Source organism: Pseudoalteromonas sp. S3431, assembly GCF_000690035.1.
Lineage (GTDB): Bacteria > Pseudomonadota > Gammaproteobacteria > Enterobacterales > Alteromonadaceae > Pseudoalteromonas > Pseudoalteromonas fuliginea.
Window position 1 is genome coordinate 22,015 of the sequence record NZ_JJNY01000008.1, and the last position, 22,372, is coordinate 44,386.

17 protein-coding genes and 1 tRNA gene are annotated in these 22,372 nt (G+C 39.0%); 11 read left to right on the forward strand and 7 right to left on the reverse strand.

Annotated features, from left to right (window positions below; all coding sequences use genetic code 11):
• Positions 1–52: 52 nt before the first annotated feature.
• The 4 genes from guaA (at position 53) to rimI (ending at position 2,746) form a co-directional block, all read left to right on the forward strand.
• Positions 53–1,630 (forward strand): glutamine-hydrolyzing GMP synthase, encoded by a 1,578-nt coding sequence (gene guaA / locus DO88_RS15920; RefSeq protein ID WP_033038060.1) that lies wholly within the window; start codon positions 53–55, stop codon positions 1,628–1,630.
• A gap of 154 nt (positions 1,631–1,784) precedes the next feature.
• Positions 1,785–1,861, forward strand: a tRNA-Trp gene (locus DO88_RS15915).
• 65 nt (positions 1,862–1,926) lie between these two features.
• Positions 1,927–2,292: a hypothetical protein gene (locus DO88_RS15910; protein WP_033038062.1), complete on the forward strand. Its 366-nt coding sequence runs from the start codon at positions 1,927–1,929 to the stop codon at positions 2,290–2,292.
• Positions 2,279–2,746: a ribosomal protein S18-alanine N-acetyltransferase gene (rimI, locus tag DO88_RS15905; protein ID WP_007377815.1), complete on the forward strand. Its 468-nt coding sequence runs from the start codon at positions 2,279–2,281 to the stop codon at positions 2,744–2,746. Before DO88_RS15910 ends, rimI begins: the two co-directional genes overlap by 14 nt.
• Positions 2,747–2,763: 17 nt before the next feature.
• Here the strand turns inward: rimI and DO88_RS15900 are convergent, their stop codons facing one another.
• The gene (locus DO88_RS15900) at positions 2,764–5,430 is read right to left on the reverse strand and encodes a hybrid sensor histidine kinase/response regulator (protein WP_007377814.1); all 2,667 of its coding nucleotides are present in this window, start codon (positions 5,428–5,430) and stop codon (positions 2,764–2,766) included.
• Between the two features lie 559 nt (positions 5,431–5,989).
• On the opposite strand from DO88_RS15900, the gene prfC reads away from it, so the two are divergent.
• The 4 genes from prfC to DO88_RS15880 all read left to right on the forward strand — a co-directional run bounded on the left by prfC (position 5,990) and on the right by DO88_RS15880 (position 11,311).
• Positions 5,990–7,579 carry a peptide chain release factor 3 gene (gene prfC, locus DO88_RS15895; RefSeq protein ID WP_007377813.1) on the forward strand — a complete coding sequence of 530 codons (1,590 nt, stop codon included), beginning with the start codon at positions 5,990–5,992 and terminating at the stop codon, positions 7,577–7,579.
• A gap of 60 nt (positions 7,580–7,639) precedes the next feature.
• Positions 7,640–9,382 carry an arginine--tRNA ligase gene (gene argS, locus DO88_RS15890; protein ID WP_007377812.1) on the forward strand — a complete coding sequence of 581 codons (1,743 nt, stop codon included), beginning with the start codon at positions 7,640–7,642 and terminating at the stop codon, positions 9,380–9,382.
• Between the two features lie 501 nt (positions 9,383–9,883).
• Entirely contained in the window at positions 9,884–10,522 is a 639-nt protein-coding gene (gene pdxH, locus DO88_RS15885) for a pyridoxamine 5'-phosphate oxidase (RefSeq protein WP_033028926.1), read from the forward strand.
• 21 nt (positions 10,523–10,543) lie between these two features.
• Entirely contained in the window at positions 10,544–11,311 is a 768-nt protein-coding gene (locus DO88_RS15880; protein WP_033038064.1) for a TatD family hydrolase, read from the forward strand.
• Here DO88_RS15880 and DO88_RS15875 read toward each other — a convergent pair.
• The gene (locus DO88_RS15875; RefSeq protein WP_008137440.1) at positions 11,278–11,898 is read right to left on the reverse strand and encodes an AhpA/YtjB family protein; all 621 of its coding nucleotides are present in this window, start codon (positions 11,896–11,898) and stop codon (positions 11,278–11,280) included. The genes DO88_RS15880 and DO88_RS15875 overlap by 34 nt on opposite strands.
• Before the next feature lie 148 nt (positions 11,899–12,046).
• Between DO88_RS15875 and serB the strand changes: the two genes are divergently transcribed.
• Positions 12,047–13,075, forward strand: coding sequence for a phosphoserine phosphatase SerB (gene serB / locus DO88_RS15870; RefSeq protein WP_008137438.1), 1,029 nt, complete (start codon positions 12,047–12,049; stop codon positions 13,073–13,075).
• Between the two features lie 19 nt (positions 13,076–13,094).
• Here the strand turns inward: serB and DO88_RS15865 are convergent, their stop codons facing one another.
• A complete protein-coding gene (locus tag DO88_RS15865) occupies positions 13,095–15,572 on the reverse strand; it encodes a PilZ domain-containing protein (RefSeq protein ID WP_033038066.1) in 2,478 nt (825 codons plus the stop codon).
• A 356-nt stretch (positions 15,573–15,928) separates the two neighbouring features.
• Here DO88_RS15865 and radA point away from each other — a divergent pair, with 356 nt between their 5' ends.
• A complete protein-coding gene (gene radA, locus DO88_RS15860; RefSeq protein WP_008137434.1) occupies positions 15,929–17,314 on the forward strand; it encodes a DNA repair protein RadA in 1,386 nt (461 codons plus the stop codon).
• 87 nt (positions 17,315–17,401) lie between these two features.
• The gene (locus tag DO88_RS15855; RefSeq protein ID WP_008137433.1) at positions 17,402–18,334 is read left to right on the forward strand and encodes a hypothetical protein; all 933 of its coding nucleotides are present in this window, start codon (positions 17,402–17,404) and stop codon (positions 18,332–18,334) included.
• Between the two features lie 699 nt (positions 18,335–19,033).
• On the opposite strand, the gene serA is transcribed toward DO88_RS15855, so the two are convergent.
• Genes serA through DO88_RS15835 form a run of 4 tightly spaced genes read right to left on the reverse strand, consistent with a single transcriptional unit; the run spans position 19,034 to position 22,148 of the window.
• Positions 19,034–20,263 carry a phosphoglycerate dehydrogenase gene (serA, locus tag DO88_RS15850; RefSeq protein ID WP_007377804.1) on the reverse strand — a complete coding sequence of 410 codons (1,230 nt, stop codon included), beginning with the start codon at positions 20,261–20,263 and terminating at the stop codon, positions 19,034–19,036.
• Positions 20,264–20,272: 9 nt separating this feature from the next.
• Positions 20,273–20,926: a ribose-5-phosphate isomerase RpiA gene (gene rpiA / locus DO88_RS15845; RefSeq protein WP_008134524.1), complete on the reverse strand. Its 654-nt coding sequence runs from the start codon at positions 20,924–20,926 to the stop codon at positions 20,273–20,275.
• A gap of 53 nt (positions 20,927–20,979) precedes the next feature.
• On the reverse strand, positions 20,980–21,576 hold the full coding sequence (locus DO88_RS15840) for a 5-formyltetrahydrofolate cyclo-ligase (protein ID WP_033038069.1): 597 nt from the start codon (positions 21,574–21,576) through the stop codon (positions 20,980–20,982).
• Between the two features lie 20 nt (positions 21,577–21,596).
• The gene (locus DO88_RS15835) at positions 21,597–22,148 is read right to left on the reverse strand and encodes a hypothetical protein (RefSeq protein ID WP_007377801.1); all 552 of its coding nucleotides are present in this window, start codon (positions 22,146–22,148) and stop codon (positions 21,597–21,599) included.
• Positions 22,149–22,372 lie beyond the last annotated feature (224 nt).

Consider the following 22,372-nt stretch of genomic DNA (forward strand, 5'->3'; position numbering starts at 1 on the left):
ATTGGTATTCAAAACGGCATTTAGCATTAGCATCTACTTTACGAGATACTCCATGAGCAAAGATATTCACGATTCACGAATTCTCATTTTAGACTTTGGTTCACAATACACTCAACTAATCGCGCGCCGTATACGCGAAATTGGTGTTTACTGTGAACTGTGGGCATGGGATGTGACTGAAGAGCAAATCCGCGAGTTTAACCCACAAGGTATTATTCTTTCTGGTGGCCCAGAATCAACAACACTTGAAAACAGCCCGCGCGCTCCTGAGTATGTATTTAATGCAGGCGTGCCTGTACTAGGTATTTGCTACGGTATGCAAACAATGGCAGCTCAACTAGGTGGTAGTGTTCATAGCTCTGATAAAAAAGAGTTTGGTTACGCACAAGTTGAAAAAGCAGGCAACTGTGCATTGTTTGATGCAATTGAAGACCACATCACTGATGGTGGCAACGGCGTACTTGACGTTTGGATGAGCCATGGCGACAAAGTAATGGATATTCCAGCTGGTTTTACTACAACAGCTAAAACATCTACTTGCCCACATGCTGCAATGTCTAACGAAGAAAAACGTTTCTACGGCGTACAGTTTCACCCAGAAGTGACACATACACATCAAGGTCAGCGCTTATTAGAGCGTTTTGCTATTGATATTTGTGGCTGTGAAAAATTATGGACTGCTGCAAAAATTATCGATGATGCTATCGAACGAATTAAAGAAACAGTTGGCGATGACGAAGTTATTCTAGGCTTATCTGGTGGTGTTGATTCATCAGTTGTGGCTATGCTTATTCACCGTGCAATTGGCGCAAAGTTAACATGTGTATTTGTTGATAATGGGTTACTTCGTTTAAACGAAGGCCAACAAGTAATGGACATGTTTGGTAATAAATTTGGCTTAAACATTGTTAAAGTTGAAGCTGAAGAGCAGTTTTTAAATGATCTAGCGGGTAAGTCTGACCCAGAAGATAAACGTAAAGCCATTGGTCACACGTTTATTAATGTGTTTGATGAGCAAGCCAAAAAGCTTAAAAATGCAAAATGGTTAGCGCAAGGTACAATTTACCCAGATGTAATTGAATCAGCGGCATCTGCTACAGGCAAAGCGCATGTTATTAAATCTCACCACAATGTGGGCGGATTACCAGATGACATGAAAATGGGCCTTGTTGAACCATTACGTGAATTATTCAAAGATGAAGTACGTAAAATTGGCCTAGAACTAGGTTTACCGTACGACATGCTTTACCGTCATCCTTTCCCTGGACCAGGTTTAGGTGTGCGTGTACTTGGCGAAATCAAAAAAGAATACTGTGATTTATTACGCCGCGCCGATGCGATTTTCATCGAAGAGCTACACAAAGCAGAGCTTTACCATAAAGTAAGCCAAGCGTTTACTGTATTCTTACCGGTTAAATCGGTAGGGGTTATGGGCGATGCACGTAAGTACGATTGGGTTGTATCACTTCGTTGTGTGGAAACAATCGACTTTATGACAGCGCGCTGGTCACATTTACCGTATGAGTTCTTAGGTGTGGTTTCAAACCGTATCATTAACGAAATTGATGGTATTTCTCGTGTTGTTTACGATATTTCAGGTAAACCACCTGCAACTATCGAATGGGAATAATTAATTTTAGTTTTAGTCAGATAAAATAAAGTGATTAAAAACGGCGGATTAGCATGCTAATTCGCCGTTTTGTTTATTTAAAAAGCAGTTGAACTAAAAGTGTGATTTTTCTCTTTACCTTTGGCGAAACTTCTCTATAATTCGTCGTCATTGCAGGGGCGTAGTTCCAATTGGTAGAACAGCGGTCTCCAAAACCGATGGTTGGGAGTTCGAGTCTCTCCGCCCCTGCCATTTCTTCTTTACATCGTATTTATTAATTCTTATATTACCTTACTTACTAATTTCATCGAGTCGTTATGCATTCACGGTACGCAGCTGTTTTTGGTATTGAAAACCTCGAATTAAATAAACACTTTAAACCAGCCGATAAATTTCCAGCGGATAGCCCTCCTGCAGATAATCTTTTAATAGGTAGTGTTGCGGCAAGTAGTCATGCACCTGATACTGCATCAAAAAACAATGTGCTTGAGCCTATAGTGCTTTGTGAACAATTATTTGCAGATATTAAACGTGCAGCATTACCAATTGCTATTAACAGCGTTGTACAAAGCGCTGAGATGCAATTAAATGACGATCAGCTAGTACTTACAACACCACAGCTCAGCACGGCCGATAAGCGCGCTTTATGGGCTTTAATGAGTGAACACCTTGATAAACTTTAAACCAGTAGACGAAACCGCAATACCTCAATTAATGGCAATAGAAACAGCATGCCATAGCCATCCGTGGACGTTAAATACAATGAGTTCGTGTTTAGGTGGGCGCTATTTTAATGTAGCCGCGTTTGAAAATGAGACTATGGTTGGTTTTTATATTGGTGAAAAAGCAGGTCCTGATTTTACGCTTATGGATATTTGCGTAACACCAAGTTATCAAGGCAAGGGCATTGCTAAGCAGTTGTTAGCTCAGTTTATTGAATACGGTGAGCAACAAAACGCTGAAAACTTATTTTTAGAGGTACGCGAATCTAACACGCGAGCAATTGCGCTGTATGAGTACGCTGGCTTTATAGAAATGTCAGTGCGTAAAAACTACTACCCAAGCGACAACCCAGCTAAAAATGGCTTTGAAGATGCCATTTTAATGGGGATGGCATTAAGTTTAGGTTTCCAATAACAGCGAGCATGTGTTGTTTATACTTGCTTATTATTTATAGAGTTTTCAATAGCGGTAATTAAGTCGGCTATAAGATCATCGCGAACTATTTTGTTATCACTTTTTAATGAATCTTCGAGTGCGCCTGCGCTGTGATAAATATCGTCAAAGTTAAAGCACCCAGCACTTCCTTTAATACTGTGGGCAACATTTCGTAGTGCTTCCCAGTCATCAGAACGTTGATATGTTTTTACTTCATCTAAGTAAGTCGGCAAATTAGCTAAGTAGTTGTCTGCAATTTGTTGGAATTTTTCACTTTTTAATAAGTTATCCCATTTATTTTGGTTATCTTTTTCAAGGTGTAAATAACTCACTAGTACGTTTTCTAATGCGTCTTTATCAATCGGCTTACCAAGTGCTTTATCACAACCAGCCTCCAAATAAGTGCCTATATCATGGTTCATTACGTTTGCGGTTAATGCGATGATAGGGCCGTCGTACGCAGCGTGGCGTAGCATTTTAGTTGCTTCTAACCCGCCCATAACCGGCATTTGCATATCCATAATAATTAACTGATAGTCGTTAACTAGCGCCATTTCTACTGCTTGTGCGCCATTACTTGCTATATCGGGTTCTAGGCCCCACGTTTGCAGAAGTAGTTTTATTAGTAATTGATTATCAGGGTTGTCTTCAGCCACTAAAATATTGGCATCAAAGTGGTTGGTTGCAAACGATAGTAGTGGATCTCTTTCTGGCGTTAATTGGCTTTTATCTGTAAGTAATTGTAGTGCGGGTTTTCTGCCTGTTAAATGACACGACACGCTAATAGAAAACTTACTTCCTTTACCTATTTCACTTTTTAGTACTACATCACCACCGAGTAGTTGCGCCAAGTTTTTGGAAATACATAAACCAAGCCCTGTACCGCCAAATCGACGGGTAGTCGTTGCATCAGCTTGCTCAAATGGTTTAAATACACGCTTTATTTGATTTTCAGACATGCCGATGCCGGTGTCTGTGACAACAAATTCAAGCATTTTTCTTTTTTGATGAAAATGTACGCAAATAGAAACGCTGCCTTGCTCTGTAAATTTAACTGCATTATTCGCAACGTTAATTAATATTTGTTTTAAACGCGTAATATCACTGTATATGGTACGAGGCAGTGGTAATTCATAGTTTATATTTAAAGTAAGCTGTTTCTCTTTTGCTAAGGGTTCAATAATAGATTCAATATCATGTACGAGCTGTACTACATTGATAGGCGCTTGATCTACTGCAAGCTTTTCGGCCTCAATTTTAGATAAGTCCAAAATGTTATTGATTAGTTCTAGCAAGTGTTTTGAATTTCGTAAAATAGTACTGAGGTGCTGTTTATCGTTCGCTATTTTATCGTTGTGTAGTAATTGTTCTGTAAAGCCCATAATAGCAGTGAGCGGTGTACGTATTTCGTGACTCATATTTGCTAAAAAACGACTTTTAAGTTGATTCGCTTGTTCAGCTTGAGCAATCGCCAGCTCTAGTTGACTGTTCATTGCTTCAAGTGCTTTGGTACGGCTTTCTACTTTATCTTCTAAGTGATGTTTATAATCTTCCAGCTGTTGTTGGTAGTGTCTTATCTGGTTAACCATGTGATTAAAATCGTTAAATAAAATGCCTACTTCATCATTTGTATGCGCAGGTAAATTCACCGACAAATCACCATCCCCAACGCGGTGGCTTGCTGCACCTAATAACTCGATAGGGTTGAGTAGTAAGTTACGCACAACCACAAAAATTAATATAGGCAGGGTGATCACCGAAATAAGAACAATTAAGCCTGTTATTAAACTAATAGCCTTACCAGATTGATAAAGTACAGCTTTAGGAATAGTAGAAACATAATAATAACCGCCACTCATTTGTACCGCAAAAATCATGCGCTCTATTTTATCTATACTTGATAGTTCGATAGTCGACAAGGTGCCAATATCAGCTAAATCATGTATTCGGTTTAGTTCGTATTCACTAATGTATTGGCCGCGCATACTGTAATCGGAACTAAATAAAATTTTACCATCTTTGGTGAGTAGTAAATTAAGTGTATTGTTATAAGGCGCCTCTAAAATACTGGTATTGAGTATTGAAGGCTCAACATGGACAACGATAAAGCCTAACTGTTGAGGGCGTTTTAAATAGTAGTCAACACTATAAATTCGCTGAATAAAATACAAACTGGTTGTTCCGTCTGATTTTTGATCCATGAACTGTTGCTGGCTTAAATTACTTTGCAGTACTTTATTTAAAAAGGGATAGCTTTTAGGGGCTGTAGTCAGGTTGTTTGAATAATAAGCGTCGCTTTTTCCGCTTGCAGAGACTAAATTAATACTAACTATATCTGGATAGGCTTCGCTATAACTGGCAAATACATCCATTAAGGCACCTAGTTGGCGTGTATAACTGCCATTAGCTCGTACATCATTTGCTAAAAAGTCACTCAGTACGGGAGAAGTCGAGAGCAGCTTTGTAGTTGAGTGAAAAGAGTCTATATAGTTAAATACTTTTTGTTGTTGTTGCTCAACAAAACGACTCATTATTAGATCGGCTTGTTTTTGAGTGGAGTTAGTTACATTCGTGAGCGTGAAGCCCCCTAAAAATAATAGAGGCAATATAACAAGCGGCGTTATATACCATAATAATCGAATGCTTAACTTACTGGTTTTCATGACCAAACTACTTATCCTCCATGCAATTTATCAATAATATGCGTAACCGCTATATTACACAAGCCTGTAGGTGTCTTGATGGCTAATTTCTGTAACCAACCAAAGAAACTTACGTAAAATAATAAGGGGATGGGGAGGCGAGCTTTGCATTTTATTTTAGAACTCAACGGCCTTTAATAAAAAGATCAGTTAATAACTAACCATTGATTGTTTATAAGGCCAAGATCAGCGAAAATAGTCTTCAATTACGATTAACATAACGGATCGCATGTGAAGAGCCAATTTAGGGCTTTTCTGATGGTGTGTTGAGCTTTCGAGGTTGCTTTATACCAATTTTATTAAAAACATGATCATTCTAGCGTATTGAATAACTCACTAACTAGGTTAAAAAATTATTCATAGAGAACAACTCTATGTGATAATTTTCGCCTTGTTATTACACTATTTACTTATCGCTATAATAGATCACCAATTTAATGCAATTGTTATTATTTAAGCCTTGAAAGCTCAGCATACTTAAAGTGGATAATATCCGTATACAAACTAAAAGAACTTTTTAATGGCAGATCAAAATCTCCTTAGCGAAATTAATAAACGACGAACCTTTGCTATCATCTCTCACCCAGATGCTGGTAAAACAACCATCACCGAAAAAGTATTGTTATTCGGACAAGCTATTCAACGAGCTGGTACTGTAAAAGGCCGTGGTTCTAACCAGCATGCTAAGTCTGACTGGATGGAAATGGAAAAAGAGCGTGGTATATCTGTTACTACCTCTGTAATGCAGTTTCCATATAACAACGCACTTGTTAACTTACTTGATACTCCAGGGCACGAAGACTTCTCTGAAGATACTTACCGCACATTAACAGCGGTAGATTCGTGTTTAATGGTTATTGATGCAGCAAAAGGTGTAGAAGACCGTACCCGCAAGTTAATGGAAGTTACACGCCTGCGTACCACACCTATTGTTACCTTTATGAACAAATGTGATCGTGATATTCGCGACCCAATGGAAGTGCTGGACGAAGTTGAAACAGAGCTAAATATTGCCTGTGCCCCCATCACTTGGCCAATTGGCTGTGGTAAAGAGTTCAAAGGTGTTTACCACATTCATAATGACGAAGCTGTTTTATACAAAACAGGTCAGGGTCATAAAATTCAAGAAGTTCGTACCATTAAAGGTCTTGATAACCCAGAGCTTGATATTGCCATTGGTGAAGATTTAGCTGCGCAATTACGCGATGAGCTTGAGCTTGTTATTGGCGCATCAAACGAATTTGATTTAGATCTGTTTTTAGCCGGTGAGCTTTCGCCAGTTTATTACGGTACAGCACTTGGTAACTTTGGTGTTGACCACGTGTTAGATGGTTTAACTAAATGGGCGCCAACGCCATTACCACGCGAAACCGAAGACAGACTTATTGTTGCAACTGAAGAAAACTTTACTGGTTTTGTATTTAAAATTCAGGCCAACATGGATCCAAAGCACCGTGACCGTATTGCATTTATGCGTATTGTATCGGGTAAGTACAGCCAAGGCATGAAGATGAATCACGTGCGAATTGGCAAGCAAGTGAGCATTTCTGATGCGGTAACCTTTATGGCGGGCGACCGCGAGCGCGCAGCTGACGCTTACGCCGGTGACATTATTGGTTTGCATAACCACGGAACTATTCAAATTGGTGATACATTCACGCAAGGCGAAAAACTTAAATTTAGTGGTATTCCTAACTTTGCGCCTGAATTATTCCGCCGTATTCGTCTTCGCGATCCGCTTAAGCAAAAGCAATTATTAAAAGGCTTAGTACAGCTTTCTGAAGAAGGTGCTGTGCAAGTATTTAGACCGCTTATAAACAACGATTTAATTGTGGGCGCGGTAGGTGTACTTCAGTTTGATGTAGTTGTAGCGCGCTTAAAAGCCGAATATAACGTAGATGCTATTTACGAAGGTGTAAACGTAAATACAGCGCGTTGGGTAAGTAGCGATGATGTGAAAAAGTTTGAAGACTTTAAGCGCAAGTGCGAAAGTAATTTAGCACTCGATGGCGGTGATAACTTAACTTACATTGCGCCGAGCCGTGTAAATCTTAACTTATCGGTAGAGCGCTACCCTGAAGTAACGTTTAGCCATACACGCGAAAACTAGAATCGACTGACTACAGTTAACTGAAAGCCTGCTTTGGCGGGCTTACAAAGGTAAAAAAATATGAATATTCGTACTATTTTAATTGAAAAAGCCGTTGCAGCTATGGTTGGTGCAGGCTTACCTGAAGATACAAACCCAGCAGTAACGCAAAGCACACGTCCACAATTTGGTGATTACCAAATTAATGCAGCCATGGGCGCGGCTAAAAAAATGAAAAGCAACCCACGTGAGCTTGCGCAAAAAATTATAGATAACCTTGATGTAAGCGATATTGCTCAAAAGACTGAAATTGCAGGCCCAGGTTTTATTAATATTCATTTAAAGCCTGAGTTTTTAGCGCAAAGCGTACAAGCCGCTAACAGTGATGCAAAGCTTGCTGTAAATGAGCATGCTAAGCCACAAAAAGTGGTTGTTGACTATTCATCACCAAACCTTGCTAAAGAAATGCACGTAGGCCATTTACGTTCAACCATTATTGGTGACTCAATTGTGCGTGCGCTTGAATTTAGAGGCGATACGGTTGTACGTCAAAATCACATGGGTGATTGGGGCACGCAATTTGGTATGTTAATCGCGCATTTAGAAGATCAAATTAGCCAAGGTGTTGATTTAGATTCTGTAGCACTTGCTGATTTAGAAACCTTTTATCGCGATGCTAAAAAACGTTTTGACGATGAAGAAGGCTTTGCAGATAAAGCACGTGACTATGTTGTTAAACTACAAGGCGGCGATACGCACTGTGAAAAGCTTTGGAAACTATTTATAGCCACCTCAGTTAAACACTCTGAAGAAGTATACAAGCGTTTAAATGTAACGCTTACTCAAGCCGATATTATGGCTGAAAGCGCATACAACGCAGAGCTTAACGATATTATTAGCCTACTTAAAGATAAAAATATTGCCGTTGAGTCGCAAGGCGCGCAAGTGGTGTTTTTAGATGAACTTGCTAATAAAGATGGCGAGCCATCAGCGTTTATCGTACAAAAATCTGGCGGTGGTTTTTTATATGCAACAACAGATTTAGCTGCATGTGACTACCGTTCAAATAAATTAGGTGCCGATCGTATCTTAATTTTTGTAGATGCACGTCAAAATCTACACTTTAACCAAGTAGAGCTAACAGCGCGTAAAGCTGGTTTATTACGAGACGAAACAAGCTACGAGTTTTGCCCGTTTGGCACCATGATGGGCGCCGATAATAAACCATTTAAAACACGTACTGGCGGCACAGTAAAACTTGCTGATTTATTAGAAGAGTCAATTAACCGTGCAGCCGCAAAACTAGCTGAACGTGAGTCTGATTTAAGTGATAGCGATCGCAGCGAAATTGCCCGTAAAGTCGGTATTGGCGCAGTTAAATACGCCGATCTTTCTAAGCATCGCACCAGCGATTACATTTTTAACTGGGACAGCATGCTAAGCTTTGAAGGTGCAACCGCTCCTTACTTACAATATGCTTATACACGTATACGCAGTATTTTCCGTAAATCAGGCGTTGATGCAACTACATTAAATTCAGATGTTGTAATTGTTGAGCCTCAAGAAAAAGCACTAGCACTTAAGCTACTACAGCTTGAAGAAGTCCTTGATTTAATGATCAACGAAGCAACACCGCACGTACTATGTGGTTACTTATATGAGCTTGCAAGCTTATACATGACATTTTACGAAGCCTGCCCAGTACTTAAAGAAGGCGTAGAGCCAAGCGTGCGCGATAGCCGTTTAGTGCTGTGTAATTTGGTTTCTAAAACACTAGAAACGGGATTAGATTTGCTAGGCATTGAAGTTATGGAGCAAATGTAATCACCGTCGTATTTTAACCTAATACTGCGTTATCCAATCCGACTTACCCTAATCACATACAAACCGTATGCTCATAGGGATAAGTCAGGTTGGACGCCTTGTCTTAGGCTAAACTACTTAGGTGAGCCGTCTGCTGCGTGTAGTTCGCTTTGACTGCGTTGTCGTGCTTTTTTAGCCTAAGTCACATACTAAATGTATGCTCCTTGGCATAAAAAAGCACTCCGCCTTGTCAGCACTTCTACACTTGCAGATATCTGAGTTGTGTAGTTTACGTTGTAGGTTGGGTTGAGTGAAACGAAACCCAACGATACGCCTGAGACTCTATGTTTATTGCTATCGAATGCACCTGAGGCTTTGTGTTTATTGCTATAGATACACCTGAGACTCTATGTTTATTGCTATCGATACACCTGAATCTTAATATTTGTTACTGCTCAACATCTAATGTTTTAAGCTCGCTACTCTAAGCTCTTTTCTAAGGCTTTATTTAAAGGACTTGTTATGAAACTCGAAGATATCCGCCGTGAATACCTGCAAGACGCGTTAAGCGAAGATAACTTGCAAGATGACCCATTCAAGCAGTTTGAAACATGGCTTGAGCATGCGGTAGCAAGCAAACTACCCGACCCAACTGCGATGGTTGTAGCAACTGTTGATGAAACCGGTCAACCTTCACAGCGCATAGTGCTTTTAAAGCATCTGGATGATAACGGCTTTGTGTTTTTTACCAATACAGGTTCGCGTAAAGCGCAAGAGCTTAAAGGTAATAACAAAATTTCCTTGCATTTTCCGTGGCATCACATGGAACGCCAAGTTATTGTTTATGGCGAGGCTAAACCATTACCAACTTCTGCTGTGGCAAAGTACTTTTTATCTCGTCCTAAAGAAAGCCAATTAGCCGCCTGGGCATCAGCGCAAAGTCGTCCGGTGTCATCACGTAAAGTACTCATGGAAACCTTTGCCAATATGAAAAACAAGTTTGCTAAAGGTGAAATTCCACTTCCCGATTTTTGGGGCGGATATTGTGTAGTGCCCACTAAAATTGAGTTTTGGCAAGGTGGAGCGCATCGTTTGCATGACCGCTTTATATATCAGCGCCAAGCAGATAATAGCTGGCAAATTACGCGCTTAAATCCTTAATAAATAGATGAGTAAGTAACTGTGCAATTTATTGACTCTCATTGCCATCTCGATTTTAGTGAGTTTGATTCAAATCGTGAATCTCTCATAAGAGAGTGTGTAGCAAAGGGAGTTAATCAGTTTATTGTGCCAGGCATTACCCTTGCTCAATCGCATGCCCTCATAGAGCTCAAAGCAACCTATTCAAGTATAAAAATAGCGGCAGGGCTACACCCTTATTTTTTAGAGCAACATAAAGAATCGCACATAGAAGCATTATTTGAGTTTGCAACTACAAATACGCATCAGCTGGTGGCCATTGGTGAGTGTGGGCTTGATAGAAGTATTGAAAACCTATCCAAACAAACTTATTTATTTGAACAGCAAATAGAGCTATCAAACGAGCTTAACTTGCCGCTCATTGTGCATCATAGGCAAAGCCATGATTTAATTGCGCAATCGTTTAAACGTTGTAAGCCAAAAAATGGGGGAGTGATTCATGCATTTTCAGGTTCAATCCAACAAGCGCAGTACTATATCAAACAGGGCTTTAAGCTAGGAGTAGGTGGTGTTATTACCTATGAGCGCGCAGTTAAAACACGCGCCGTTATTGCTGCTATCGAGCCAGAAAATTTAGTGCTAGAAACAGATTCTCCCTCAATGCCTTTAAGCGGCTATCAAGGTGAAGTTAACACGCCATTGCATATACCCGATGTATTTAATGCATTGTGTGATTTAAAGCCACACAGTAAGAGAGAGACGCTTGCTAAGCTACTTTATGATTCTTGCTCAGATGTTTTTTGCATGTAGCGATTAACCTGCCAACGTTTTAAGCCTCGCCCTAATTGCCACGTGAAAATGCAGGCAATCACTAGCATTAAAAGCACTTGGCGACCTAAATCATGAAAATGATTATGACTGTCGGCAATTGCTGCTCGTGTTAAATACGTAACTGACACAAATCCAAGTGGACGATCATCATCACTTATCACAGGCTCTACAAAGGGGGTTTTTAATTTGCTAATACCTGGTGTTGAATCAGGAAGTTGGCCAAAAATATGATGCGATTGCCAGTTATCGCTACTGGCTATTAAAATACCTTGTTGATCGTAAATAGTTGCCGAAAGTACAAATTCATCTTTGCTTATATCGTTACAAATTGTATTTAGCTGTGGTTTGTTTTTTTCGATTAAAGGTGTTTTTACATTCAAAGCCATAAACTTAGTCAAACTTTTTGCAGTGCTATCGGCACTATCATAAAGCAGTTGGTGGCTTTGGAAACTGCTACTAACAGCAACCCAACTTAGCAACACAAAACAGGCAGCCGCAAGTAACAGGCGCACAAGCCGCTTTCTTTGAGAAGCCGATATAGGATTTTTAAGATGGTTATTTTTCATAGTCACCGTATATGCTGCTGACAGGATTTTGATTTGATGTTACAACTAGCACTATAACCTTAAACCTCACCTGATGGCGAATTTAGCGCTAATAATACCTACATCAATTAGTTTATATCAGGAAAATAAAAATAAATACGGAGATCTCATGGCGCAAACGAGCATGGCACAGTTTAATACTGAGCAATCATTATCAATGTTAACTTTAAATCAATGGTTTAGTTATCAGGATTGTATTTTTTTACCGCTTAATAATGTTCCAAATAAACAGCTGGGATTATTTAGTATCGCATTTGCAGGTGACTTTAACACAAGCCATGTGACTAGCATTATTGATTTTTTAGCTAAGCATAACCAAATAGTTACAGCTATATGTCAGTACCAACCTGATTTAGGGCTAGCCCCCGCACTGTGCTTTTATACGCAAAATGCAGAGCAAGCTATAAACCCGTTAGAGCTTCAAACGTTTTCAAGTACGCTTGATTTCCAGTTAGTGCAAGTAGCCACACCTCCTAACCTTTATGAGCCTGGTTTGTTGGTTATGGATATGGACTCAACGGCGATTACCATTGAATGTATTGATGAAATAGCGCGTTTGGCTAATGTGTATGACGAAGTAGCGTCGGTTACAGCACTCGCGATGGCAGGTAAACTCGACTTTAGCGAAAGCTTAAATCAGCGTGTCGCTAAACTGGCTGGTATTGAAAAAAGCTTAATTGAAGAGCTTAAAAATACATTACCACTCATGCCAGGTATTAAAGTACTTTGCCAAATTTTAAAACAACATAACTGGTACTTAGCTATCGCCTCTGGTGGTTTTGTACCGTTTGCAGAACGTGTACAAGCGCTTATTCATTTAGATGAAGTTCATGCTAATGTACTTGAATTTGAAGGCGATAAACTAACGGGTAAAGTACTGGGTACAATTGTCGATGCACAGCAAAAAGCGGTTGTTTTAGAGATGCTTCAGCAAAAGCTAGGACTTGAAAAAATACAAACGGTTGCTATCGGTGATGGTGCAAATGATTTAGTCATGATGGCTAAAGCGGGTCTAGGTGTTGCCGTACATGGTAAACCTAAGGTAGTTGAGCAGGCACAAGCTGCTATTTGCCAAGGATCATTACTACAGCTTTTATATATGTTGGCTATTCCGTTGGGAGAAGAGCCTACTTTTTAAATAGATTAGGTTAAACCGGTTAACGTAAGCGGTTTAACCAAATAAGTTTACGACGTCCCATTTGCTCAATTTGTTGTTGATTGAGGTCTAGGTGGCTAAGCGCTTCTTCAGTAATATCTACTACGTCACCTACGCCTGCTACAGACCATAATGCTTTTTCCAAATCTTTTGCTTTATGCATAGCGTATTGGCTTACATATTTTAATTCGTTAGATAAGTAATCGGTATCAGGACGTCCCGTACGTGATAAATATAAACGCATCACAAAAATTAGATCCGATTTAATACCTTGGCTAATTTGTTTCTCAAAGCCGCTGTAGTCTTCACCTAGAACACATTGGCTTGTAATAGCCTCTTTGATATCTCCTTTGCGGGGATCAAAATTAATAGCGATTGTAAATGCCAGAGGAGGATCTTGGCGGCTTCTATCTTTAATATGCGGCGAAATTACATTAATTATTTGCTCATCTGTCAATATACTAGATAAGTCTGTTTTATTACTCAGCAGCCCAAAGTTTTGTAAAATCACATGTAACGGGCTAGCGTATAAACCAAAACCAATGGCTCCCGTTTTAAAATGAGCAGCTTCTTTATGTAAGTATAATGGAAATTGACATACGCTTTTTGTAACCATGTTTCTAAGCGCGGTAGATAAGCCTTCTACTTTAGGTGCTTCTTCAGATACTTTAAGTTTGTCTTTGTTGTTTTCAATTAACTGAGTGAAAAAGGTAACGCCAGCATGAGGGAAGTCAGATACCCGACTTGCTTTTAAGTTAATGGTAGTAAACGATTTACCAATTGCCATTACTTCATATTTTAATTCACTAAGTTGGTGCTTTTTAGTTATTTTTTGCAAGTCAGGAAATGATAATAAAATAATGTCACCTTTTTTAAAGGTGATGGGTTGCTCGCACTCAAGTTGTAAGCCCATTACAGAAAAGTCACGCGTGTAGCCACTAAAGGTAATGTCACCTAAGGTTACTTTTGCTGCTGTTTTATATAGATAGCGCTTATGCGAACGTAAATTTACATATTCAAGTGCAACAATATCTAAATAAGGTGGTGTTTGATGTTTAGCATGACCAAAATGTTTAAGCTGATTAACAAGTGCTTTATCATAATTTAATTTTTTATACTGCTCTTGTTCTACAGCATTACCAATACTTGTTAAAACAACAATGTACTTTACATCTTTTACTAGCCCTTCAACGCGAGGCGAAGGCGGCTTATTAAGCTTTTCAATGTTTTCACCAGCACTATTGGGTAAAGAAAGTGGAATGTACGAATCGTCTGGGTGAGTAGGCATGATTTGAAGTTTAAAACATTGCCAACTTTCTTTTTGACTGCCAAAACTTAAAAATAAACTGCTCAACTCAGGCGTTTTTTCAAGTTCACTACGTGTTGCAGAATAATAGTAAATTTTACCTGAGGATACATGCGTAAAAGTATATAGATAATCTTCTTTAACGGCCGTTGTTTGCGTTAGCAATTGGGTTATACGCTGGTGATTGAGTACATTGTACAAGCAAGGGATTGCTCTTTCGTCAGTAAAATAGCGCTGAATAAAAATATTATTTTCTGTTGTTAAGCTCAAGCTTGGGTAATAGTGATCATCTTTTTTGCTTAAAAATACATATAAAGAAGTTACTCGCGGAATGTAATATTGCTCATAGCCTTTTGAAACGACAGCATCAAGAGTGTTATCAAGGTTGACTTTATAACGGCGTTTATTGCCATGAATAAAGCTCTTTAAAAAGCGATCAAATGCTTCATTATTTTCTACATAAGTACGCTTTAAACGAATGTAGTTGTATTCACGAGATATATTTTCCACAGCCACTACTTCGTATTGAATACCGTTTTTTAAGCCTAGCTCAAAGTCTTGCTCAAGCCCGACTAAACGCATTGCGATGAGTTGACCTTTCTTTAAAATATGGCGGGTAACGAGCTTTACTTTACAGCCACTAAGAGAAATGTCAGAGGTACTTGCCGCAATGTTTTTCTTGTCATCGTAGGCAATAGTGACTTTTATTGAGTAGTTCATCCGCTCTTCACGGCGACTCTCATAAGAGGCAAATTTAATGACATCGGTATCTAACGAGTCATTTAGTTCTGGTAATTCAGCCTTTTCTATAGCCTTTTTTTGTAACACACGATGATTATTCTCAGTATTCATTACTGCTTCGTAAACGGCTAACGTGTACTCACCATGTTGTTCTAAAGCTTTTTCAAAAACCTCAATGGCAGTATCATCCATAAAGTGCTGTTTGCCATTGTGCTCATAGGGCTTTACATGTCCGGTAACTAAACCGCGTAAATCAACAAATCGGGCAACAGGCTGAGATAAGCGTGACATCTCCATTTTCATCAAAAATTGTTCAGGCTTTGTAAGCTCTGCCGTTTTTGATTTGAAAATCATGTCAAACTTGGTGTTACCTAAATATTGTTTTAGCTCATTCACGAGGTCTTCGTGTTTGAGCATTATGTCATCAGCCATTTATAAAACCATCACCGTCTAATTGAAAAAGTAGGTATACTGTTGAGTCTATTTATTAAAAAAAATAAACGTTAAACCATTCTATGTTATTAATATAGGTACGGTTATTTGAGTAACTACAGTTTAGCTCTTGTTATTATGTGTTAAATGCCATTTTGTTGGCAAGTTACTTTAAATTATTTCAAAGCAAAAAGTATGCCCTAAATTACAGGGAATAAAAACAGAATTGTATTTAATGATTGTGATACTAGGTTTTTCACAGGTAAAAATCGTTGCTGAGAAAAAGCGTGGAATGGCAAGATAATCATTTAATAGTAAGCATTTTAAAAATTAAAGAATAGTAGGTAAGGTTATTAATGGCAAAAGCGGCAAAAGTAGAGTTTGTTTGTACTGAATGTGGTATGAACTACCAACGTTGGCAAGGTCAATGCCGCTGCGGTGCATGGAACACATTAGCAGAATTTAAACCTTCAGCAGGGCACAGTAAAAAAGCGGCAGTGCGAGCAAGTGTAGGCGGTTATGCTGGTGGTATTGGTGGCGGCTCTAAAAAAATTAATGACATTACTACAACAGAGGCTGAAAAACAGCTAACTGAAATCGGCGAACTTGATCGTGTGCTAAGCGGTGGTGTCACAACTGGGTCGGTTAATATAATCTCTGGCGACCCTGGCGCTGGTAAAACTACATTGCTGTCTGATTTAGTGGCTAGGATGTCACAGCGTATGCCATCACTTTACTGTACGGCAGAGGAGTCTTTATCACAGTTTAAAAACAGGGTTAACCGTTTAAAGTTAAACTACAACCCGGACGAGCTTTATTTACTTTCAGAAACAAGCGTTGAAACAATTATTGATGAGCTTGAGAAGAATAAAATTAAGTTTGCTGTAATCGACTCTATTCAAGCTGTTGTAACCGATACCGCTAATGGTAGCCCAGGCTCGCCTTCGCAAGTAAAGAGTGCCGCACAAGCATTGACTCAATATTGTAAGCAAAATGATGTCACCATGTTCATTATTGCTCATGTAAATAAGAATAACGAAATAGCTGGCCCGCAGACCTTGGTGCATATAGTGGATGCGCTTTTACATATTGACACCAACGATGGGCAAATTCGTACTTTGCGAGCCAATAAAAATCGCTTTGGTGATATTGATACTGTGGGCATTTTTAAAATGTGCGAACGCGGTATGTTAAGTGTTGATAACCCAAGCGAAATATTTTTATCGGGTTCAACCACCGATTCACCTGGGTCTACAATTACTTGTATTCGTAAAGGAAATCGTAATTTATTACTCGAAATTCAATGTTTAACCACCGAAACTGAGGCGGAATTTCCGCAGCGTGTTTGCGTTGGTTTAAATATGAATCGTATAAAAATGCTGACCGGTATATTGCGCAAGCACACTAAAACTAAAATATTTCACGATACGTTTTTTAATATAGTAGGTGGTTTAAGAATTGATGAATCAGAAACCTGTATTGATTTGGCGTTAGTTACCGCATTACTTAGTAGTTTAAATGAATTTGTTGTACCTCGTACCACGTGTATTATGGGGGAACTTAGCTTGAACGGCGATGTACGTCCAATTGATAGTGGTGTACCGCGCGTTAAAGAAGCAGCACAACATGGTTTTACTGAAATATTTATTCCATTTCGTAATTATCATAAATCCATGGAAGGGTTGGGTGCTAAAATTACCCCAGTAAAAACAGTGCATGAGTTACTTAGTTTAATTAACTAGCCAGCAAAAACGCTTAACCGGTAATGTTCATCAGTGTTACTCTTGAGTTAAGACCATTTTATATTAAGAATTAAATAAGGAGATAACATGAAAAAATTAGTTATAGTTGCGGCTATTGTTGCAGCAGGTGTTGGTGGTGTAAGTTATGCAAATTATGTAGCAACACAAGAAGTGCGTGCAGAAGTAGATAAGCAACTTGCTTTAGTAAGTGAGCAAACGGGCGCTATATTTAAATATGCTGGTTTATCAGCAAGTGTTATTTCAAAAAGCGTAGAAATAACAAATATGGAAGTAATAAGCCCTGAGGGTGACAATGTTGCTAAGATTCAAAGTATTGAAATAACGGGTTACGATCCGGATAATATTTCGCCTCATACATCTTTTGATGTAAAAAGCTTCCAGTTTGATAAAGACTTTGCCGCAAAATTACCAGCAGATACGAACGAAATGTTAGCATCGGCAAGTTATGACTTACACTCATCGCTTGATTACGACGAACAGTCGGGCAACAGTGATGTGGTTGTTAAATTAGATGCAAAAGATATTGTTAGTTTTAATATGGATATGGGCTTAGCTAATTCAAAAGCATTAATGGATGCGTCATTGGCTATTAGTAAGGCGCAACAAGAAGCCGGTAATCAACCTCTGACTTACGAGCAAGAGTTACAGCAGCAAACACTTGTTATGCAAGCAATGAGCAAACTGGAGCCGCGCAATGTTAGTTTTGCCTTAAATAATCAAGGTAAGCTAAAAGATTTATTATCAAGTGAGCTTGAAAAGCAAGGTATGACGTTAGAGAAAATGGAACTTATGCTACAGCAGCAGTTACAACAAGCTCCCGTAACGCAAGACATAGCTGAGGCTTTAACTAGCTTTGCTAAAGGTTTGAATTCATTTAGCGTATCTGCAAAATTACCTGAAGGTAAAACCATGATGGAAGTTAATCAACACATTATGATGCTAGTAGGGCAACCTGAAGAGCTCGTTAAGTTTATTAATTTAGAAGTAAAAGGTGATTAATAATCGCGTTGAGCTGTCAGTGAAGCGAAAAGGTGTTGATAGTTCAATTTAAATGATTTAAGCGTGAGTTTTACTCGCGCTTTTTTGTGCCTTGAGGTTTTTATTTTAAACGGTGTTATTTAATATATTTAGATATGTAAAGCGAGGTATAAAACCTCACCTACAACAGCACAAACACCGAACCTGTAGGTGCGAATTTATTTCGCGCTTGTGCAATATCGCTTTAATGTTTAAAAAGCGAGGTGTAAAACCTCACCTACAAAATTATATATACCCAAGCAGTAGGTGCGAATTTATTTCGCGTTTGTGCATTATCGCTTAAATGTTTAAACAGCGAGGTATAAAACCTCACCTACAAATTATATACACTCAAACAGTAGGTGCGATTTTACATCGCGCACATGTAACGTGTTTTTAATATGTAAAAGCGAGGTATAAAACCTCACCTACAAATTATATACACTCAAACAGTAGGTGCGATTTTACATCGCGCACATGTAGCGCGTGTTTTTAATATGCAAAAGCGAGGTATAAAACCTCACCTACAAAATTATATATATATCCAAGCGGTAGGTGCGATTTTACATCGCGCACATGTAACTTATGAGAAATACACAGCTTATAAAAAAACACCGCGCTTAAATTAAGTGCGGTGTTTTTATAAAACTGTAGTTATTGCTCAAAGAGCCAATCTCATTATTAATGAAGAATACGTGCTCTAATTGTACCCTCAACAGCGCTTAGCTCTTTAAGTGCAACTTCAGAGTGATCAGTATCTACATCAATAACAACATAACCAATTGCTGAATCTGTTTGCAGATATTGCGCGGCAATATTAATACCGTGCTGTGCAAACGCTTGGTTAATTTGCGTTAGTACGCCAGGGCGATTGTGGTGCACGTGTAATAAACGGCTACGATTAGCAAGCTCTGGTAGCGATACCTCGGGGAAGTTAACCGCAGTAATGGTTGAGCCGTTATCTGAGTATTTAGCCAGTTTACCTGCTACTTCAATGCCAATATTCTCTTGTGCTTCTTGTGTCGAACCACCAATGTGTGGTGTTAAAATAACATTGTCGAATTGACGCAGTGGAGATACAAATTCTTCATCGTTAGATTTAGGCTCAGTAGGGAACACATCGATTGCTGCACCACTTAGCTTTTTCTCGGTAAGCGCTTCTGCAAGTGCATCAATATCAACAACAGTTCCGCGAGAAGCGTTGATCAAAATAGATCCCTGCTTCATAACAGCAAGTTCAGCTGTGCCGATTAGGTTTTTAGTTTGCGGCGTTTCTGGTACGTGTAAGCTAATAATATCAGAGCGTTGTAATAGCTGAGTTAGGTTATGAACTTGTTTTGCATTACCCAGTGATAACTTATCTTCGATATCGTAAAACTCCACGTTCATACCTATGTTTTCAGCCATAATACCCAGCTGAGTACCAATGTGACCGTAGCCAATAATACCTAATGTTTTACCACGTGCTTCAAACGAACCATTTGCTGTTTTTAACCAGCCACCACGATGAGCTGCTGCATTACGCTCTGGAATACCACGTAGTAAAAGCAGAATTTCGCCAAGTACAAGTTCAGCAACAGAACGAGTGTTAGAAAACGGTGCGTTAAATACAGCAATACCACGTTCGCGTGCGCTGTCTAGGTCAACTTGGTTTGTGCCAATACAAAAACAACCAACTGCAACGAGCTTTTCAGCGGCATCTAATACCGCTTCGCTTATATGAGTGCGAGAACGAAGGCCTACAAAGTGTACATCTTTAATGCGTTCTTTTAGTTCGTCCTCAGGTAAGGATGTTTTAACGTAATCGATGTTGCTGTAACCGTTACGTTTTAGCGTTTCAACAGCGCTTTGGTGAACACCTTCAAGCAAGAGAATTTTAATTTTGTCTTTTGCTAACGATACCTTACTCATAACCTCATCCTATTTAATTTGAGGCCCATTTTTAGTGCCGATAATCACTTTATCAGCACCACGCATCGCAAATAGGCCGTTGGTAACTACGCCAACAATTGAATTTATTTGTGTTTCAAGTTGTTTGGCATTGGTAATTTTTAAGTTAAATACATCTAATATAACGTTACCATTATCGGTAACTACACCTTGACGGTAAACAGGGTCACCACCAAGTTTTAATAATTCTCGTGCAACGTAGCTGCGCGCCATAGGGATAACTTCTACCGGAAGCGGAAAGTCGCCCAATGTATCGACCAGCTTTGTGTCATCAACAATACACACAAACTGTTTTGCAACTGCCGCTACTATTTTTTCGCGAGTAAGGGCTGCACCGCCACCTTTAATCATTTCGTTTTGAGCGTTAATTTCATCAGCGCCATCAACGTAGACATCCAAAACATCAATGTTATTGAGCTCAAATACTTCAATACCTAATTCTTTTAAACGAACGGTAGAGGCTTCAGAGCTTGATACAGCACCTACAATAGTGTCTTTTACTGAGCCAAGTGCATCAATAAAATGGTTAACCGTTGAGCCTGTACCCACGCCTACTATGGTGTCTTTTTTTACAAACTCGAGTGCAGCCCAGGCAGCTGCTTTTTTTAATTCATCTTGTGTCATTAATGTGTGCTCATCTATATCAAAAGTATGCTGCTAGTATACAAGTTAACGTGTTACCAGCAGTAGGTTTTATCTGGAGTGATAATAGTTTTAAGTGGTACATCCCACGACTCAATGGGTAAAACGTCTACTTTTTGACATTCATGTGCTAAGCCAATAAGTTGCGGTTTTTGCCAATTTTGTTCGTGTAAACGCGCCAGTGTTCTATCATAAAACCCGCCTCCCATTCCTAGGCGATTACCTTGTTTATCAAATGCAACTAACGGCATAAGGAGGTAATCAAGCGCCGGTAATGGGCATATTTGAGAGCAGTTGAGCTTAGGTTCAAAGATACCATAGCGGTTTGCCCTCATGGGTGAGTTTTTTTCATAGCGCTGAAAGAGTAAATTAGTCCCATTGAAGGGGTGGATTACTGGGAGGTAAATGTGGTGATTTAGATTCCATAACTCTTTAATTAACAGTGAGGTATTTAGTTCTCCATCATTACTTAAGTAGATTGCTATATGCTCTGTTTTATTCGTTTTTTTACTTTTTAAATGTTGAATAAAATTCATATATAGCGATTGCGCCGCTAAATTTTGTTGATTTTTTGACAAGTTATTACGTATTTCACGGATAGATTTTCTTATCTGCGCACGGTTATTATTCATTTGATGCTTTCACTATGCAATTATAAAGAAAATAAGCTAGGAAATGCCAAATATACAGCCAATATAATAAGTAACGTCACGGCTGTTGCTATTAAAGAATATAAAAGCACATTACTGCGTTTTTTAGGTGTGCTTACTAACTCTTCATCAAGCAATAAATCGTCGTCTTGCCAATCGTCATCCTCATCTATTTCAGGGTTTTTTGATTGCTCTTCTGGTAAGCGTTGTTCAAGTTCTTCGAGTTTTTCTTCAAGGCGAATTAAGCTACTGGTGATGTAATCAAGGGCATCAAAAATACGTTCATCACGTTGACTGCTTTGAGGCTGCTCAGTTGAGGTATTAGCTGCATTTGAAACTGCCTGCAACTTACTTTTAATGCCCAAACTAGCTAATAGTTTGGCTTGTTTTAGTGCTTTGTCTTTATGGCTCGGTGCAAACAGTGGCTTTCCTTTAAAAAAAAGAGCTACTTTTTCTTCTGAGGTTTTTAGTTTATCTGCAAGGTTGATAGATGCAGCGTTACTGTCTATTCCATCAGCAAGTCCAGCAAATATAACGCGAAAATTGTCGGCCATTTAAGTACCCCTAAAGCTTTTTAATAAAAAGAGTATAAACCGAACTCCTTTATAAAGGCATCCATATGTAAAATTAAATTATTTTAACTTATGAGCTACTTTCTGTGCGATCACAAAATAAAGTCTGTGGATTAGGGCTTGTTGGCCTTTCAGGATTAAAATTTGTTCAATCTAGGGGCTGTTTAATCGCGGCGTGAGGTTTGTAACCTAGTGGGCTCGGTAAC

Excerpts from the sequence above, each read along its gene's own strand:
- serA (WP_007377804.1), bottom strand. The coding sequence starts at position 20,263 with ATGAGTAAGGTATCGTTAGCAAAAGACAAAATTAAAATTCTCTTGCTT.
- DO88_RS15875 (WP_008137440.1), bottom strand. The coding sequence starts at position 11,898 with ATGAAAAATAACCATCTTAAAAATCCTATATCGGCTTCTCAAAGAAAG.
- DO88_RS15840 (WP_033038069.1), bottom strand. The coding sequence starts at position 21,576 with ATGAATAATAACCGTGCGCAGATAAGAAAATCTATCCGTGAAATACGT.
- DO88_RS15910 (WP_033038062.1), top strand. The coding sequence starts at position 1,927 with ATGCATTCACGGTACGCAGCTGTTTTTGGTATTGAAAACCTCGAATTA.
- DO88_RS15900 (WP_007377814.1), bottom strand. The coding sequence starts at position 5,430 with ATGAAAACCAGTAAGTTAAGCATTCGATTATTATGGTATATAACGCCG.
- argS (WP_007377812.1), top strand. The coding sequence starts at position 7,640 with ATGAATATTCGTACTATTTTAATTGAAAAAGCCGTTGCAGCTATGGTT.
- prfC (WP_007377813.1), top strand. The coding sequence starts at position 5,990 with ATGGCAGATCAAAATCTCCTTAGCGAAATTAATAAACGACGAACCTTT.
- DO88_RS15835 (WP_007377801.1), bottom strand. The coding sequence starts at position 22,148 with ATGGCCGACAATTTTCGCGTTATATTTGCTGGACTTGCTGATGGAATA.
- pdxH (WP_033028926.1), top strand. The coding sequence starts at position 9,884 with ATGAAACTCGAAGATATCCGCCGTGAATACCTGCAAGACGCGTTAAGC.
- rpiA (WP_008134524.1), bottom strand. The coding sequence starts at position 20,926 with ATGACACAAGATGAATTAAAAAAAGCAGCTGCCTGGGCTGCACTCGAG.
- guaA (WP_033038060.1), top strand. The coding sequence starts at position 53 with ATGAGCAAAGATATTCACGATTCACGAATTCTCATTTTAGACTTTGGT.
- radA (WP_008137434.1), top strand. The coding sequence starts at position 15,929 with ATGGCAAAAGCGGCAAAAGTAGAGTTTGTTTGTACTGAATGTGGTATG.
- DO88_RS15865 (WP_033038066.1), bottom strand. The coding sequence starts at position 15,572 with ATGGCTGATGACATAATGCTCAAACACGAAGACCTCGTGAATGAGCTA.
- DO88_RS15855 (WP_008137433.1), top strand. The coding sequence starts at position 17,402 with ATGAAAAAATTAGTTATAGTTGCGGCTATTGTTGCAGCAGGTGTTGGT.
- serB (WP_008137438.1), top strand. The coding sequence starts at position 12,047 with ATGGCGCAAACGAGCATGGCACAGTTTAATACTGAGCAATCATTATCA.